We start from the raw sequence: 15,038 nt of genomic DNA on the forward strand, positions 1-15,038 counted from the left end.
CGCTGGCAAGGAATATGTCAACCAATAAGGAATTTTGCATGAGCGGTGAAGTTCTCATCAATTTAACGCCAATGGAAACCCGCGTCGCGCTGGTTGAAAATGGCGTTTTGCAAGAGGCACTGATCGAGCGTTCCCGTCGGCGTGGTATCGTGGGCAATATCTACAAAGGCAAAGTAGTCCGTGTACTGCCTGGCATGCAGGCTGCCTTTGTTGATATTGGCTTAGAGCGGGCGGCGTTTATTCATGCTCACGAAGTGATGCCTCCCGGTACACCGCTCGATGAGCAGCAAACCATTGGCCAGTTGCTGCATGAAGGCCAGGCGCTGGTAGTACAGGCCACCAAAGACCCCATTGGAAGTAAAGGTGCGCGCTTAACCACGCACCTGTCGATCCCTTCTCGCTATTTGGTGTATATGCCCGATTCGCCGCATCACGGCGTTTCCCAGCGAATCGAGGATGAGCGCGAACGCGAGCGGTTAAAAGCCCTGCTGGATAGCAGCGTGGCGGAGCAGACGCTGGAGGTGACGGGGGGCTTTATTGTTCGTACTGCCGCGGAAGGCGTCGGTGACGAAGAACTAAAAGGCGATATGCACTTTCTGCTGCGGCTGTGGCGCAAGGTGAGCGAGCGTAAAGTCACCGCGACACCACAAAGCGTCATTTATGATGATTTGCCGCTCTTTATGCGCACTTTGCGCGATGTAATGCGCGACGATATTGAAAAAGTGCGTATCGATTCGCGGGAAAACTTCGTCAAACTGGTCGAGTTTGCTGAAGAGTTTATGCCCGATGCGGTTGAGCGGATTGAGTATTACCCCGGCGAGCGGCCCATCTTTGACCTGTACAGCGTCGAAGATGAGATCCAGAAAGCGTTGGGGCGCAAGGTGCAGCTGAAATCCGGTGGCTATCTGGTGATTGACCCCACTGAGGCAATGACCACCATTGATGTCAATACCGGGGGGTATGTTGGTCACCGCAACCTTGAAGAAACCATTTTCAAAACCAACCTGGAGGCGGCTACGGCAATTGCTCGCCAACTTCGGTTGCGCAACCTGGGCGGTATCATCATTATCGACTTTATCGATATGAGCGATGTTGAGCATCAGCGGCAAGTGTTGCGAGTATTGGAAAAAGCCTTAGAGCGTGATCATGCCAAAACCAAGTGTACCGGCGTGACCGAGCTTGGCCTTGTTCAGCTTACCCGGAAACGCACGCGGGAGAGCCTAGAGCAAACGATGTGTGAAGCCTGTCCTACCTGCAGTGGACGGGGAACGCTGAAAACGCCAGAAACCGTCTGCTACGAAATCTTTCGTGAGATTCTGCGCGAAGAGCGTGCCTACAGCGCTGAAACCTATATGGTGCTTGCGTCGCAGCCAGTCGTTGACCGTTTACTGGATGAAGAGTCAGCGGCGGTGGCCGACCTGGAGACGTTTATCAATAAAACGATTCGCTTTCAGGTTGAGCAGCACTACTCCCAAGAGCAGTACGATATTGTGCTGATGTAACCATGCCGACTCGTTCGCTGGTGCGTTGGAGTTTGCTGATCGCGGCCTGGCTTCTGGGCTGCGTGGCCGTGCTGCTATTGCTGCTGCGCTTGGCGATCAGCCAATCCGATGCCCTTACCCCCCGTATTGAAGCGCTAATTGAGGCACGTATCGGCGTGCCGGTGACTATTGAGCGTCTATCGCTTTCGCTAGCCCGTAACGACCTACTGCTGCGCCTTGACGGGGTGAATGCGGAAACCCCCGATGGTCAGGCACTCTTTTCCCTGGAGCATGCAGGACTGCGCTTGGATACCTGGGCGTCGCTAATCAATAGGGCGCCGATTTTTAGCGACGCACGAATAAGCGGTACACAGTTTCATCTTTATCAAGGCACGGGGGCTGCGTGGCAGTGGCCCGAGCCCGCGGAGTTACCGCTATTGATGGCGGCAGACCCCGATGTGGATCTGGCCAAAATTGATAGCTGGGCGGGCTTGATTTTACGCCAACGGCTGTGGGTGGATAACACTCGCGTTGTGCTGCACGGCAAGCAGGACACCGTACTGCTGCATGCCCAAACGCTACTGCTGACCGGCGATGAACGGCGTACACGGCTGGAGGGCGCCATCAACATCGCGCCATCACTAGAGCAGGCTCGCGATATAGACCTCCCTGCGGCGGAAATGAAGGTCGAAATGCAGCCTGGCCGACGGGGTTTTAGCGATTTTTCGGCAGCACTGCAGTTGGATATTCAGCTTGATCAGTTAGTGGTTCTGGCGGATATGTTTCGGCCCGATCATGCGGCCTATTTGGAGCAGGCTGGGGGCAGTGCGCGGCTGTGGGGGCGTTGGAGCGCCGGGCGCCTTGAGGAAGCCCGTGTTGCCGTCGACGTGCCACAGTTGACGCTTCGCCATCGTGTTCAGTACGCGGTGTTAAGGGACATTGAGGCCAATGGTTTGTGGCAGCGCGACGGCGAAGGAGGTGAGGCGTGGCTAAGCGGTGATGCGGAGAGCGTGGAGTGGGCCCAGCCCCCCGGCGGCAACGTGGGACCCGCGTTGCCACGTCACTGGCACGCCACCCACCAGCCAGGGCAGTGGGAAGTGCGCACCAGCGCTTTTGAACTCGCCTCGCTGACCGCTTGGCGCGACTATGTATTGCTCCCCGAGTCCGTCACGCGAGTATTACAAACCCTTGCCCCCCGGGGGCAAGTTGAGGGGTTGCACGTTGGCCAGCAGGATGGTCACTGGGGGGTGGACGCGGCGCTAACCGGCGTGGAAGTCTCGCCATGGCAGCAGGCGCCAGGCGGCGGTCCGTTGGACGCCTGGGTTCAGGCGCGGGATTTTCGCGGTCGCGTACTGTTTAGCAGTAATGGCGCCAGCACCCTCTATTTTCCTGAGTATTTTGCCGCTCCCATGCAACTGAGGCGCGCTGAAGGGGAAGTGGAGTGGGTCTACGACGGACCCAATACCATGGTGAGTGGCAAGCGGCTAAGCGTTGACTGGGACGGCGCCCAGGTAGCGGGCGGCTTTGGTCTGGTGACAGGTAATCAGCGTGGCCATTTTGGTTTAGACCTCAACTTCAGTGACGTGGATGCTGTTGAGCGACCGCTGGCCCAGTGGTTGCCGCTCAGCGTCATGGATGACGAGCTTCGCGAGTGGTTGCTCAATGATATTGGTGGTTACGTAAGCGAGGGATCTCTGCAGTTAAGCCAGCCGTTAGGCGATGGCGTGACCGCTGAGGACTTTACTGCGACGCTTGCCCTGGCAGTTACCCAAGGACATTTGCCGATCGCGCCAGGCTGGCCACGCCTTGACGACGTCGAGGGTCGCCTCAAGTGGCAAAACAGGGTGTTAGAAGCTGAAATTGATAACGCGCAGAGCCATGGCGTCACTGCTTCAGAAGGTGAAGTGGTGATGGAGGATGAGACGCTCAATCTTTCGGGGCAGTTACAGTCGGATGGGCCAGCGCTAATATCATTTTTACAGGCAATGCCCGAGGTTGATCTTTCCCGACTAAGTGATTTGCGCGTAACGGGTGGCGTTAACGGCGATATTGCGCTGTCGTTGCCGTTAGCAAACCCGGAGGCGCTGCAGCTGGAAATTAATGCTCAGCCGCGCTTTCCGGAGGTGGTTTATCAACCGCTCGATCTGCGTCTTCAATCGGTTGAGGGGGATCTTGCCTGGCTTCAAGATGGGGAGCGTTCAGGTCTCGTCGGAGAGGCTAGTGGGCAGTTGCTTGGTGGCTCTATCAACGCTGATATTAATACTCAACGCAACGGCATACAGCTGCAGGGGAGAGTCGCCACCGGGGCGCTTTTCGGGCTTGCAGGGGTAGATGACAGTCAAGGGCGTATGCCGCTAGAAGGGCCGCTAGAGTGGCAGGGCAGTGTCGCCCTAACGCCAACGCCCACCCTGCGCTTGGAGAGTCGTTTAGTCGGCGTCACCAGCCATCTGCCCGAGCCCTTTGCAAAAACGCCACAGCAGGCCTGGCCCTGGACATTAACCGCCGATATGGACACACAACGTATCGAAAGCCGGCTCACTGATATCGCTTCTGCACGACTGCAACAGCTTAACGGCTCGTTTGCCGGGTCGCTAAATTTAGGCAGCCAAGCGGAGCGGCTGCCCGGCTGGCCCACACAACCTGGGTTTAGCCTTAACGCTGCCGTGCCGAGGCTTGACCCACTAGCGTGGCAGCAGGCGATTGCACCGCTAATGGCTGGTGGGGCACCCGGGGAGCCAAACGCAGGCACTCAATCGCCGCTGGCGGTCTCGTTAACCACGCCCTGCGTGGTTTACCAAGGCGAGTGTTTAGGCTCTCTTAACGCATCTGGAGGCATCAACGCTGGCCTGATCGATTTGGGCCTAAGCGGTAACCTGGTCACCGGGCGTGTAAACTACGATGCTCAATCACCGCAACCGTTAGATGTGGCCATAGAAGCGCTGGCGCTTGATCGCTTGCTGGCACTAGCCAATGTTGAGCATGACAGCGATGCACCGATGCCAGACTCCTGGATGGGATCGGTCGAAACGCAGCTTAAGGAGCCGGTGGCCATTCCTGACTGGCTAGCCGATGTGCCCAATGGGCGATTGCGTTTAGCCGAAATTGCCATGGGGCCGCGTCGTTTTGGCCCCTTGACGGCCTACTGGGAAACCGACGGTGAGCGTTTTTCGCTTACTCCCGTTGGCTTAACCCTGGGCCAGCTCTCCGCGCGCGGGGAACTGCACTGGGAAGGAGACGCTGTATCCAGTCATACCCGCGCGGACATTACCATTCAGGGCGGAGACATTGGCACCGCCCTTGAGCGCCTTGACCAGCCGGTGGCCATGCGCAGCCGAAGTACTGATGTGGTCGCCTCGCTTGACTGGCCGGGGGCGCCCTGGCAATTGGAGTTAAGCCGTTCAGATGGTTATATCAGTACCGACATTCGTGATGGCAGCTTTGTCACTCTGGAGTCGGCACCAGCGCGTTTAATCGGCTTGCTCAATTTCGATAATATTTTACGTCGTCTACGCTTGGATTTTTCCGACGTTACTGGTCGGGGCACGGCATTTGACCGTGTTAAGGGTACCGCTGATGTTACCGGTGGGCTGCTGACGCTGCGTGGGCCATTGCAAATTGATGCCCCGGCCACCACCCTAACGCTTACCGGCAGTGTCAATCTGGTGACGCGTGAACTTGACCAGCGGCTTGGCGTCACACTACCAGTGACGCAAAGCTTACCGATCGCGGCGATTGCCGTTGGCGCCCCTATCGTGGGCGGCGCGCTGTTCCTTGCTGACCAGCTGTTTGGCGACGCCTTAGATCGCGCCACGACACTCCATTATCGTGTGCGAGGCCCTTGGGCCTCGCCGCAGGTTACTTTAGAAGGCCCCCAATGACCGCATATAAAAGTGATGTAGATACGGCTGCAGCCATTCTGTTGACCCCTGGAGGGCTCGACTTAGAGGCCTTGGAAACGGGGTTGGACTACGCTATGGGCGCGGGCATTGACTACGCTGATCTCTATTTTCAGCGTACCTGGCAAGAGGGCTGGGTACTGGAAGATGGAGAGGTAAAAGAGGCCAGCTACAATATTGACGGTGGCGTCGGCGTACGCTCGTTGGCAGGTGAAAAGACGGGCTTTGCCTACTCCAACCAAATTACTGCCGATGCGCTAATGGACACCGGCCGCACAGCGGCGGGCATCGTTCGCAGCGGCCAACGTCTGCCTGGGCAATTGGTTCGTCCGGTTTCCGCCATGTCGCGCTATGAGGGAATCGACCCTCTGGCCGGGCTAAGCGCCGAAGACAAGGTCGCCATGTTAAAACAGGCTGACAAAGTTGCTCGTGCTGCAGACCCGAGCATCAGTCAAGTGAGTGCTTCCCTATCAGGAACCTACGAGGTGGTGCTGGTGCGGGCCAGCGATGGCACCTTGGCGGCGGATATTCGCCCACTAGTGCGTTTTAACGTTAGCGTGATTGCGGTTAAAAATGGCCGACGCGAACGCGGCAGTGCGGGCGGCGGTGGCCGTTACTCCATGGCCAAACTGCGCGATGACCAAGTTGCCGAGCAGTACGCCAAAGAGGCGGTGCGTCAGGCGCTGGTCAACCTGGAGGCTGTTGATGCACCCGCGGGGCAAATGCCTGTAGTACTGGCCTCGGGGTGGCCGGGGATTTTGCTTCATGAAGCCGTCGGCCACGGTCTGGAAGGGGATTTCAACCGTAAGGGCAGTTCCGCCTTTGCAGGCAAGATGGGCGAGCGCGTGGCCGCTAAAGGCGTGACCATTGTCGATGATGCAACGTTATCGGATTGCCGTGGCTCCATGAGCGTGGATGACGAGGGCACACCGGGGCAATACACGCCGCTTATCGAAGACGGCATTTTGACCGGCTATATGCAGGACAAACTCAATGCCCGCTTAATGGGTATGGCGCCGACGGGCAATGCGCGACGCGAATCCTTTGCCCACTTACCCATGCCGCGTATGACCAATACCGTTATGCTCGCGGGCCAAGATGAGCCCAGCGATATTATCAAAAGCGTTAAGCGCGGTATTTACGCGGTGAGCTTTGGCGGCGGGCAGGTGGATATCACGTCGGGTAAATTTGTATTCTCCGCCAGCGAAGCTTACCTGATTGAAGACGGTAAGGTGACGACACCGGTGAAAGGCGCCACCTTGATTGGTAACGGGCCGGAAGCGATGCAGCGCGTTTCCATGATCGGCCATGATATGGCGCTGGATACTGGTATTGGCGTATGCGGTAAAGAGGGACAGGGCGTGCCGGTGGGGGTGGGCCAGCCCACCCTGAAATTGGATGAGCTGACCGTCGGTGGCACGCAGTCTTGACTGGCGGTTTTGAAAAACCGTTTTAAAGAGGCTGTTTTTAAAGTGAGAGGGTTTCGCGCAGGTGTTTGAAGAGCTTGCGTGAGCTGGTCGGCGGTTTGCCCTGTTCGCGTTCCCGCTGGGCGTTGCGAATCAATTGACGCAGTGTCTGGCGATCGGCATCGGGGTGTTCCGCCATAAACAGATCAACCGCCGCGTCGCCTTCGTCAATTAAGCGTTCCCGCCATTTTTCCAGTCGGTGAAACGCGTGGTCGCGCTGCTCCTGCTCCTGATCGATGGAGTCGAACACGGCTTGAATGGCGGTGAGATCCTCTTTCCGGATTAGCTTGCCGACATACTGCATATGGCGGCGGCGACCTTCATGGGAACGAATACGCGAGGTTTCCTCGATAGCACGGAGCATATCGTCAGAGAGGGGGAAACGGGCGCGTTCCGCCGGTCGCATGGCGATCAAGGTTTCCCCAAGTGCCTGTAAGGCATGCATTTCGCGTTTGAGTTGCGACTTGCTAGGGCGTTCTTCCTGCTCTTCTACTTCAACGGGATCGGGACGTTGCTTACGCATAGTGTGACTCACAGACAAGATTCGTGGCGGCATTATACCAGCTGCGAGTACAACATTGATTCGCCGATGACACTCTCTTGAAAGACTTTGGTTGAGAGACATTCGGTTGAAATAGGAGGCCATATGGCACAGGCATTTGATGCATCCGCGCAGCAGTCACTATTGACCGCGCGCGCTGAAGAGGCGCTAGCGCTGGCCAAGCGCTTGGGCGCGGATGCTGCCGAGGTGGGCGCAAGCGTTGACCAGGGCATAGGCGTTAGCGTACGTCAGGGGGAAGTTGAAACGGTTGAGTTATCCCGTGACCAAGGCATTGCCGTCACGCTCTACGTGGGGCAGCGTAAAGGCAGCGCTTCATCCACAGACGCCAGCAGCGCATCTATTCAGGCGGCGGTGGAGAAGGCGCTGGCAATTGCCCGCTACACCGGCGAAGATCCGGCGGCTGGACTGGCCGATGCATCACTCATGGCTACTGAGTTGCCCGATTTAAAAGTGCACTACCCCTGGGCGCTCACAACGGATGAGGCGATTGAGCTGGCGCTGGCCTGCGAGCTGGCGGGCCGCGATGTGGAAGGTATTTCCCAGTCGGATGGTGCGTCGCTCTCCAGCGGCGAAGGGGTACGCGTGTACGCCAATAGCCACGGCTTTTTAGGCACCCAAAAGGGCAGTAACCACTCTCTTTCGTGCATGCTGATTGCCCAAGACGCGGCCGGTATGCAGCGTGATTATGACTATACGTCTGCCCGCGACCCCAAGGCGCTGCGTGATCCTGCTGAGGTAGGGCGCGAAGCCGCGGTGCGTACGTTGCGCAGGCTCGGCGCTAAACGTCCGCCAACGGGCACCTTTCCGGTGCTGTTTGACCCGTCGTTGGCCAGTGGCTTGATTGGCCACCTGCTCAGTGGGTTAGCCGGCGGTGCGCTGTACCGTCAAGCTTCGTTTCTGTGCGACCGGCTTGGTACACCGCTGTTTCCCGACTGGTTCAGTCTGGAAGAGCGGCCGATGGAGGTCGGCGCCACGGCAAGCTCGCCGTTTGATGGTGAGGGCGTGCAAACGCGCAATAATCGCTTTATCGATCAGGGGCGCATTGCCAGCTATATGCTCTCGTCTTACAGCGCCCGTCGTCTCGATATGCAAACCACGGGTAATGCCGGTGGGGCACGTAACGTGCGTTTAGCGACGCCGCTGCAATCACGCGAGAGCCTGCTGCAAGAGATGGGGCGGGGTATTTGGGTAACTGAGTTGATGGGCCAGGGTGTCAACGGTGTGACCGGCGACTACTCTCGCGGTGCAGCAGGTTTTTGGGTCGAGAATGGCAAGGTGCAGTACCCGGTAGAAGAGTTCACTATCGCCGGAAACCTGGAGCGCATGTTTGCTGGCTTAGTAGGTATTGGCGATGACACCGATACCCGTGGCAGTGTTCACACGGGTAGCTGGTTGATTGATGCCATGACCGTAGCGGGGGACTAGCAGGCACAAGCGACGGCTACTGATCTTCCTCAAAGCGGGCGTCGAACAGCGCTTGAATCGCTTCAAGCGCCTGTTCGGCGTCATCGCCTTCGGCGGTGATTCTAAGCTCGGTGCCACAAGGTGCGGCAAGCATCAGCAGTGACATGATGTTGGCGGCGTCGGCAGCCTGTTGCTGTTTGTAGACGCATATTTTTGCCGTGAACTGTTGGCCGCATTTGACCAGTTTTGTCGCCGCGCGAGCGTGTAGCCCGCGTTGATTGGTAAGTGTAAGTATGCGTTCTGGCACCCTGGTTCCTTTTCGCCGAGTGGTGTCATTAATGGATAGACGCGCTTAAGAGGTCTCTGGCCGCTCGTTGGGTGTGGCAGCGCTGACGAGAGGAGCGGCCAACTGTTCGCTTAAGGTGTAATGCAGGCCAAGTTCGCGGTGGCGAAGCTGAACTTCGCCCATGCTAGGCGCTAATTTTTCCGCTAACTTCTCGACCATATAGACCGAGCGGTGCTGACCACCCGTACAGCCAATGGCGATAGTCATGTAGCTACGTTGGCTATTTTGGTAAGCGGGTAACCAACGCTCCAGCCAGGCCAAAATGTCGTCGCTCATGGCGTCAACGATCGGATAGCTGCTCAAAAAAGCCACGATTTCCGCGTCGCGGCCAGTGAACTGGCGCAGCGTTGGATCCCAGTAAGGGTTTGGCAGGCAGCGCACATCGAAGACCAGGTCGGCGTCTAACGGTACGCCGCGTTTATAGCCAAACGATTCCAGCGTTAACGTCAGCTTATCGCGCCGTTGATGCGCTACCTGGTCGGTAATACGGCGACGTAAATCGTGCACCGATAACCGTGATGTATCGATCAAAAGGTCGGCCAGGTCGCGAATATCCTCCAGCGTTTCCTCCTCTTTATTGATCGCCTCTTCCAGGGTCATCTCGCTATCGCGGGTCAGCGGATGGCGTCGCCGAGTAGCAGAGTAGCGCTCAAGCAGTATGCGTGCGTCGGTAGTTAGGTAAATCACTTGAAAGTCGATTTTACGCTGACGCAACTCCTCTAACAAAGAGGGTAGGCGCTCCAGCGCTCCCGGCAAATTGCGGGCATCAATACTGACCGCCAGATGGGTGCGATCGCCCTGGTCACGCAGTTCATCCACCAATGATCCCAGCAGCATAGCGGGGAGGTTGTCAATCGCGTAGTAGCCAAGATCTTCCAGCGCTTGCAAGGCGATAGATTTACCTGACCCGGAGCGGCCGCTAATGATCACCAGTTGCATAGAGTCTCTCTTTGCTTTGATCAAGCTGCGTTGAGGGTGGTGAGCGAATAATCTGCTGTGCTGTGCCCTGAACAGGCTTTCAGACCCTTAGGCCGCTGATTGCTCGCGAATTTTAGCGGTAATCAGCTCGAGCAGTTCGCGCTGGCTGGCTGCTTTACGCAGCTGCTGGCGCGTGTCCGCATCATTCATGATGGTCGCTACCTGCCCCAGTAGTGAGAGATGCGTGTCATCTGCCTCTTCGGGTACCAACAGGACAAATACCAGATCTACCGGATCGCCGTCGATAGCATCGAAATCGATTGCTTCAGCCAGCTTTAAAAACCCGGCGATAGGGGCGGTGCAGTGGGGGCTCCGCGCATGGGGAATAGCCACGCCGTTACCAATACCCGTACTACCTAAGCGCTCGCGGCCGATTAAACGGCTAAACACTTCTTGGCTGTCCAGGCTGGGGATATTTTGGGCAATAAAGGTGCTGTAAAACTCCAGCACCCTTTTTTTGCTACCCCCGGGTACGTCATACAGAACACGTTCCGGGGGGAGTATGGTTTCCAACGTCATTGAATTAACGCACACCAGCGCCTTGGGCGCGAGCTTGTGCTTTTTCCTTGTGTTTAACGAGTTGACGGTCGATTTTATCCGCTAGCGCGTCGATAGCGGCGTACATATCACTGTCTAGGGCTTCCGCATGTAAGTCAGCACCTGCTGCGTGCAGCGTACAGGCGGCCTGCTGGCGCTCTTTCTCCACTGATAAGGTGACTTGCACCGTAGTTATATTGTCGTAATGGCGCTCTACACGCTCAAGCTTTTCGTTGACATAGTCACGCAAGGCGTCAGTCAGTTCTACGTGATGACCAGTGATATTTACTTGCATTGACGTGCTCCTTATCCATCGGACTGTACTTCGATTGTAACCCTTTTTGCCGCGTTGCAAAGCCCTTGTCGAGAGTTTCCCTGAAACGTTAGCGAAGTTAGCGCAAACGGCGCCGTTCACTAGATGAGGGAATGCCCATGGCTTCACGGTATTTCGCCACCGTACGACGCGCCACTTGAATCCCTCCCTCGCCTAACAGCGTCACTAAGCGACTATCTGAAAGCGGCTTGCCGGGCGGCTCCTCTTGAATCAGTTTCTTGAGACGTGCCCGGATGGCAGTGCTGGAATGGCTATCGCCATCTTGACCGCTCACCTGGCTTGAGAAAAAGTATTTGAGTTCAAACACGCCTCGAGGTGTATGGATATATTTTTGCGTCGTTACCCGTGAAATAGTCGACTCGTGCATCTCGACGGCTTCGGCAATATCGGCCAGTATCAATGGCTTCATGGCTTCTTCACCGTGCTCCAAAAAGCCAATCTGGCGGGTAATGATTTCGCGACCCACACGCAGCAGCGTATCGTTTCGGCTAGAGAGGCTTTTGATCAGCCAGCGCGCTTCCTGGAGGTGTTCTTTGAGAAACTGATTGTCCTGGCTCTTGTCCGCTCGCTTAATCAAGCTGGCGTAGTCCGGCTGAATGCGCAGCCTTGGCAGGGCTTCTGGGTTGAGTTCTAAGTGCCAGCCTTCGTTATCGTGGCGCACGACTAGGTCGGGGGTAACATAGCTATCGTCGGTGTCGCCGTAAGCGCTGCCTGGCCGTGGGTCTAGGCTGCGAATCAGTAGGATGACGTCGGTCAACTGTTCGTCGTCGAGCCCTAGGCGGCGCTTCAGCAGGCGCATATCGTCTTTACCAAGCGCTTCGAGAAACTGCCGCACTAAACGGCGAGCGGGAACCAGCAGTGGCGTATCATCGGGGAGGGCGGCGAGCTGCAGCATCAAGCATTCACGCAGATCCCGGGCAAAGATGCCGGTCGGCTCAAACTGCTGGAGCTTGAGCAGAATGGTTTCCACTTCGCGTTGACTAAGCCCGTCAATGCCCTGGGCGCGCAGGCCTTCACGGATGTCGTTGAGCGGTTGGGTTAGGTAGCCGTTAGCGTCGAGCGCGTCGATTAAACTCTCCGCGACAAGCTGCTCGCGGGCGCTAAAATCGGTCATGGCAAGCTGCCATAGCAGGTGGCCATGCAGGCTTTGCCCTGCTGCCTGACGCTCAAAATCAGGGCCTTCGCTGCTGCTACCCCCCTGACTGCCCATATCTTGATAGGTATCTGACCAGTCGCTATCTACCGAGAGCTCAGTAGGGATGCTCTCTGACCACTCTTCTTCCTTAGGCTCGCTGACAGCCTGCTCACTAAATTCATCTTCCTGCTCCAGCATGGGATTGGCATCAAGTGCCTGCTGAATTTCTTGACGAAGATCCAGCGTAGAGAGTTGCAGCAGCGCAATGGCCTGCTGCAACTGGGGCGTCATGGTCAGCTGTGTGCCGATACGCAGTTGGAGAGAAGCTTTCATGACCATCTGAGAACCACTCGTTAATCAGAATGCTCCACCCTAGTGCGAGTGAGTGCTTGGCGCAAGTGCAATAAGCATGCCATTGGTAGTAAAGTTGTTTTAAAGCGCTATTTAGGGGCGATGAAGGCGAAACTGTTACAGACGAAAATCGGCGCCCAAATACACGTCCCTTACTTTTTGATTGGTGAGAATCGAAGCCGGCGAGCCACTGGCGATGATTTGCCCATCGCCGACGATATAGGCGATATCGCAAATATCCAGGGTTTCACGCACGTTGTGATCAGTAATCAGCACGCCGATATGGCGCTGTTTAAGCGCACGAATAATGCTTTTAATATCACCTACCGAGATGGGGTCAACGCCCGCAAAAGGCTCATCAAGCAGAATAAAAGCGGGCTCTGTGGCTAGCGAACGGGCGATTTCTACACGCCGGCGCTCGCCCCCTGAAAGGCTCATGCCCAGGTTGTCGCGGATATGGGTAATATGGAAGTCTTCGAGTAGCGCTTCCAGGCGCTGTTCGCGGTCGCTGCGACTAAGCTCTTTGCGGGTCTCGAGTATCGCCATAATATTATCGGCAACCGAGAGTTTGCGGAAAATAGATGCCTCTTGAGGTAGATAGCCAATTCCCGCCGCTGCGCGCTCGTGCATGGGGGCGCGGGTTAAATCCACATCGTCGATACCCACCTTGCCAGCGTCGGACTTGACTAGCCCAACGATCATATAGAATGAGGTGGTTTTACCCGCGCCATTGGGGCCCAGGAGCCCAACGACGCTGCCTTGGCAGATTTCCAAATTGATGTCTTTAACCACACGGCGGCGTTTGTAGCTTTTAGCCAGGTGGTGGGCATAAAGGGTTTTGTTCGGTGTAAGGATGTTGTTCGGCGTAGTGTCAGCAGTTGCCACAGCTTGACTCCCTATTGTTCAGGCTGAAGGGTCATACGTATGCGCTGGGGCTCGCTGCCGTCAACGTCAGAGCGTGCTTGAATCACTTCACGATCAATAAAATATTCAAGTCGCCCGCCGCTAAATTTGTCCTCCTGTTGGGTCAGTTCGGCTTGGTCAATTAACTCAACGCGGCGCTCGGCGACGTGATAAATAATCCGCCGTGCCCAGCCCTCTGTAGGGCCATCTTGCCCTTCGCCTTGATGGCGCAAGTAGGCGCGCTCTCCGGTGGCGGTTGCCGTCGAGAGTTCGCCCGCGTCGTTGCGTTCGATCTCTACCCGGTCGCCGCGCAGCTGCATTTCCCCCTGGCGAATGTCCACATCCCCAGTGTAAACAGCAGTCCCGGCCCGCTGGTCGAGATCCAACCGGTCGGCTTCAACTTCCACGGGAGCTTGTTGTGAAGTTTGAGCCAACGACGATACCGGCATAGCGAGTGCAAAAAGGGCTGTGTAGATAAGTGCTTTCATGGCGACTCCTCTTAAGCTTAAGGTTGCGTGGCCGGGGGGTGTATGCCGCGCACGTTATCAGTTAGGCGAACCCGGCTATTGTTAAGCCACACGTCCAAGCGTGAAGCGCTCATTTGCTGGGGTGGTTGCTGAAGCACGACCGGTGTTTCACTCCACGCATGCTGATTTAGGCCATCATAATGGAGTAGCTCAGTATCTAGCTGCCAGCCTTCGTCCGGTGCTATCAACTGAGCTGAGCCTGACAGTAGCAGAGCTTGGGTAGCAGTGTTGAGCGTGCCTACATCGGCACTCGCTAGCCATTGACGATCCTCATTGTCATACAGTACCGCTTCGGGCTCTTCTGTCCAGGTTTCGCTTTGCTGAGGCGTATGGATAAGGCGCGGTGTTTTCAGCGACTGCAAAACGTTGCCGTTATCGCCGAATAGCGTAATTTCAGCATTTTCCAGTACGTGGCCTGGTTCCTGGGCCTGCGCTTCCGGATCGATGCTGGTGCCTTGAGGCCCACGAGGGTCAAGCCATACCAGCAGGGCCCCTAGCGCTATTACTAGCCCGGCTAGCCAGAGGCGTACTTTAAAGCGTTTAGCCATTTAAGTGCGGCCGTGCAGATAGGTGTCGAGCACCGCGCCCCAGTGCCCTTGCGATTCAAGCAGCGTATCGCAAATTTCGCGCACGGCACCGTGGCCACCCAGGCGTTCGGTGATCCAGTCGGCGTGGGTGTGCATGTAGTCTGGCGCGTTAGGTACGGTAATGCCTACGCCGCAACGCTTAATAGCCGCTAGATCGGGTAGATCGTCGCCACAATAAGCCACCTGTTCCAGCTCGATATCGAGGCGCTGACAAAGCCCGCGAAGGGTGGCTAGCTTGTCTTCACAGCCTTGGTGGACATGGTCGATACCCAAGGCTGCAGCGCGTTGGCTCACCATGGGAGAGTCGCGCCCGGTAATCAGTGCAACATGTACGCCCACGCGTTTGAGAAGTTTTAGCCCATGGCCATCCTGGGTATGGAATGCTTTGATTTCGATTCCATCGGCCTGAAAGTAGAGGCGGCCATCGGTGAGTATGCCGTCAACATCCAGCGCCAATAAGCGTACGCGGCGGAGTCGATCGAGTAGCGCAGCAGGTAGGGTCATAGAGCCTCCATATCAGTAAAATCGTAA

14 protein-coding genes are annotated in these 15,038 nt (G+C 56.7%); 4 read left to right on the forward strand and 10 right to left on the reverse strand.

What is annotated here, in order from left to right; all coding sequences use genetic code 11:
• Positions 1-38: 38 nt before the first annotated feature.
• The 3 genes from rng to tldD are packed head-to-tail and all read left to right on the forward strand — an operon-like array spanning position 39 to position 6,807.
• Positions 39-1,502 carry a ribonuclease G gene (gene rng / locus KF947_RS19935; RefSeq protein ID WP_133730435.1) on the forward strand — a complete coding sequence of 488 codons (1,464 nt, stop codon included), beginning with the start codon at positions 39-41 and terminating at the stop codon, positions 1,500-1,502.
• 2 nt (positions 1,503-1,504) lie between these two features.
• Positions 1,505-5,359, forward strand: a complete 3,855-nt coding sequence (locus tag KF947_RS19940) for a YhdP family protein (protein WP_227404906.1) — start codon at positions 1,505-1,507, stop codon at positions 5,357-5,359.
• Entirely contained in the window at positions 5,356-6,807 is a 1,452-nt protein-coding gene (gene tldD / locus KF947_RS19945; RefSeq protein WP_133730437.1) for a metalloprotease TldD, read from the forward strand. The genes KF947_RS19940 and tldD overlap by 4 nt, the downstream gene beginning before the upstream one ends.
• 37 nt (positions 6,808-6,844) lie before the next feature.
• Here the strand turns inward: tldD and yjgA are convergent, their stop codons facing one another.
• Positions 6,845-7,366: a ribosome biogenesis factor YjgA gene (yjgA, locus tag KF947_RS19950; RefSeq protein ID WP_133730438.1), complete on the reverse strand. Its 522-nt coding sequence runs from the start codon at positions 7,364-7,366 to the stop codon at positions 6,845-6,847.
• Positions 7,367-7,489: 123 nt separating this feature from the next.
• Between yjgA and pmbA the strand changes: the two genes are divergently transcribed.
• Entirely contained in the window at positions 7,490-8,830 is a 1,341-nt protein-coding gene (gene pmbA / locus KF947_RS19955; RefSeq protein ID WP_227404907.1) for a metalloprotease PmbA, read from the forward strand.
• Between the two features lie 16 nt (positions 8,831-8,846).
• Here pmbA and KF947_RS19960 read toward each other — a convergent pair whose 3' ends face one another.
• From KF947_RS19960 to KF947_RS20000, 9 genes are all read right to left on the reverse strand, one after another.
• On the reverse strand, positions 8,847-9,116 hold the full coding sequence (locus KF947_RS19960) for an HPr family phosphocarrier protein (protein ID WP_133730440.1): 270 nt from the start codon (positions 9,114-9,116) through the stop codon (positions 8,847-8,849).
• A 45-nt stretch (positions 9,117-9,161) separates the two neighbouring features.
• Entirely contained in the window at positions 9,162-10,094 is a 933-nt protein-coding gene (gene rapZ, locus KF947_RS19965; protein WP_227404908.1) for an RNase adapter RapZ, read from the reverse strand.
• An 87-nt stretch (positions 10,095-10,181) separates the two neighbouring features.
• Positions 10,182-10,652 (reverse strand): PTS sugar transporter subunit IIA, encoded by a 471-nt coding sequence (locus KF947_RS19970; protein ID WP_227404909.1) that lies wholly within the window; start codon positions 10,650-10,652, stop codon positions 10,182-10,184.
• Positions 10,653-10,656: 4 nt separating this feature from the next.
• Positions 10,657-10,965 (reverse strand): ribosome hibernation-promoting factor, HPF/YfiA family, encoded by a 309-nt coding sequence (gene hpf, locus KF947_RS19975; RefSeq protein WP_007114683.1) that lies wholly within the window; start codon positions 10,963-10,965, stop codon positions 10,657-10,659.
• Positions 10,966-11,062: 97 nt separating this feature from the next.
• Complete coding sequence (locus KF947_RS19980) at positions 11,063-12,478, reverse strand: RNA polymerase factor sigma-54 (RefSeq protein ID WP_133730443.1); 1,416 nt, start codon at positions 12,476-12,478, stop codon at positions 11,063-11,065.
• Between the two features lie 129 nt (positions 12,479-12,607).
• Positions 12,608-13,375 carry an LPS export ABC transporter ATP-binding protein gene (lptB, locus tag KF947_RS19985; protein ID WP_227404910.1) on the reverse strand — a complete coding sequence of 256 codons (768 nt, stop codon included), beginning with the start codon at positions 13,373-13,375 and terminating at the stop codon, positions 12,608-12,610.
• Between the two features lie 11 nt (positions 13,376-13,386).
• On the reverse strand, positions 13,387-13,881 hold the full coding sequence (gene lptA, locus KF947_RS19990; RefSeq protein WP_133730444.1) for a lipopolysaccharide transport periplasmic protein LptA: 495 nt from the start codon (positions 13,879-13,881) through the stop codon (positions 13,387-13,389).
• 17 nt (positions 13,882-13,898) lie between these two features.
• Positions 13,899-14,468 (reverse strand): LPS export ABC transporter periplasmic protein LptC, encoded by a 570-nt coding sequence (lptC, locus tag KF947_RS19995; protein WP_133730445.1) that lies wholly within the window; start codon positions 14,466-14,468, stop codon positions 13,899-13,901.
• Positions 14,469-15,011 carry a KdsC family phosphatase gene (locus KF947_RS20000; RefSeq protein ID WP_133730446.1) on the reverse strand — a complete coding sequence of 181 codons (543 nt, stop codon included), beginning with the start codon at positions 15,009-15,011 and terminating at the stop codon, positions 14,469-14,471.
• Positions 15,012-15,038: the final 27 nt, after the last annotated feature.

The organism is Halomonas sp. FeN2 (assembly GCF_020595105.1).
In the GTDB taxonomy this organism is placed as follows: Bacteria; Pseudomonadota; Gammaproteobacteria; order Pseudomonadales; family Halomonadaceae; genus Vreelandella; species Vreelandella neptunia.

Excerpts from the sequence above, each read along its gene's own strand:
- rng (WP_133730435.1), top strand. The coding sequence starts at position 39 with ATGAGCGGTGAAGTTCTCATCAATTTAACGCCAATGGAAACCCGCGTC.
- KF947_RS19940 (WP_227404906.1), top strand. The coding sequence starts at position 1,505 with ATGCCGACTCGTTCGCTGGTGCGTTGGAGTTTGCTGATCGCGGCCTGG.
- tldD (WP_133730437.1), top strand. The coding sequence starts at position 5,356 with ATGACCGCATATAAAAGTGATGTAGATACGGCTGCAGCCATTCTGTTG.
- yjgA (WP_133730438.1), bottom strand. The coding sequence starts at position 7,366 with ATGCGTAAGCAACGTCCCGATCCCGTTGAAGTAGAAGAGCAGGAAGAA.
- pmbA (WP_227404907.1), top strand. The coding sequence starts at position 7,490 with ATGGCACAGGCATTTGATGCATCCGCGCAGCAGTCACTATTGACCGCG.
- rapZ (WP_227404908.1), bottom strand. The coding sequence starts at position 10,094 with ATGCAACTGGTGATCATTAGCGGCCGCTCCGGGTCAGGTAAATCTATC.
- KF947_RS19970 (WP_227404909.1), bottom strand. The coding sequence starts at position 10,652 with ATGACGTTGGAAACCATACTCCCCCCGGAACGTGTTCTGTATGACGTA.
- hpf (WP_007114683.1), bottom strand. The coding sequence starts at position 10,965 with ATGCAAGTAAATATCACTGGTCATCACGTAGAACTGACTGACGCCTTG.
- KF947_RS19980 (WP_133730443.1), bottom strand. The coding sequence starts at position 12,478 with ATGGTCATGAAAGCTTCTCTCCAACTGCGTATCGGCACACAGCTGACC.
- lptA (WP_133730444.1), bottom strand. The coding sequence starts at position 13,881 with ATGAAAGCACTTATCTACACAGCCCTTTTTGCACTCGCTATGCCGGTA.
- lptC (WP_133730445.1), bottom strand. The coding sequence starts at position 14,468 with ATGGCTAAACGCTTTAAAGTACGCCTCTGGCTAGCCGGGCTAGTAATA.
- KF947_RS20000 (WP_133730446.1), bottom strand. The coding sequence starts at position 15,011 with ATGACCCTACCTGCTGCGCTACTCGATCGACTCCGCCGCGTACGCTTA.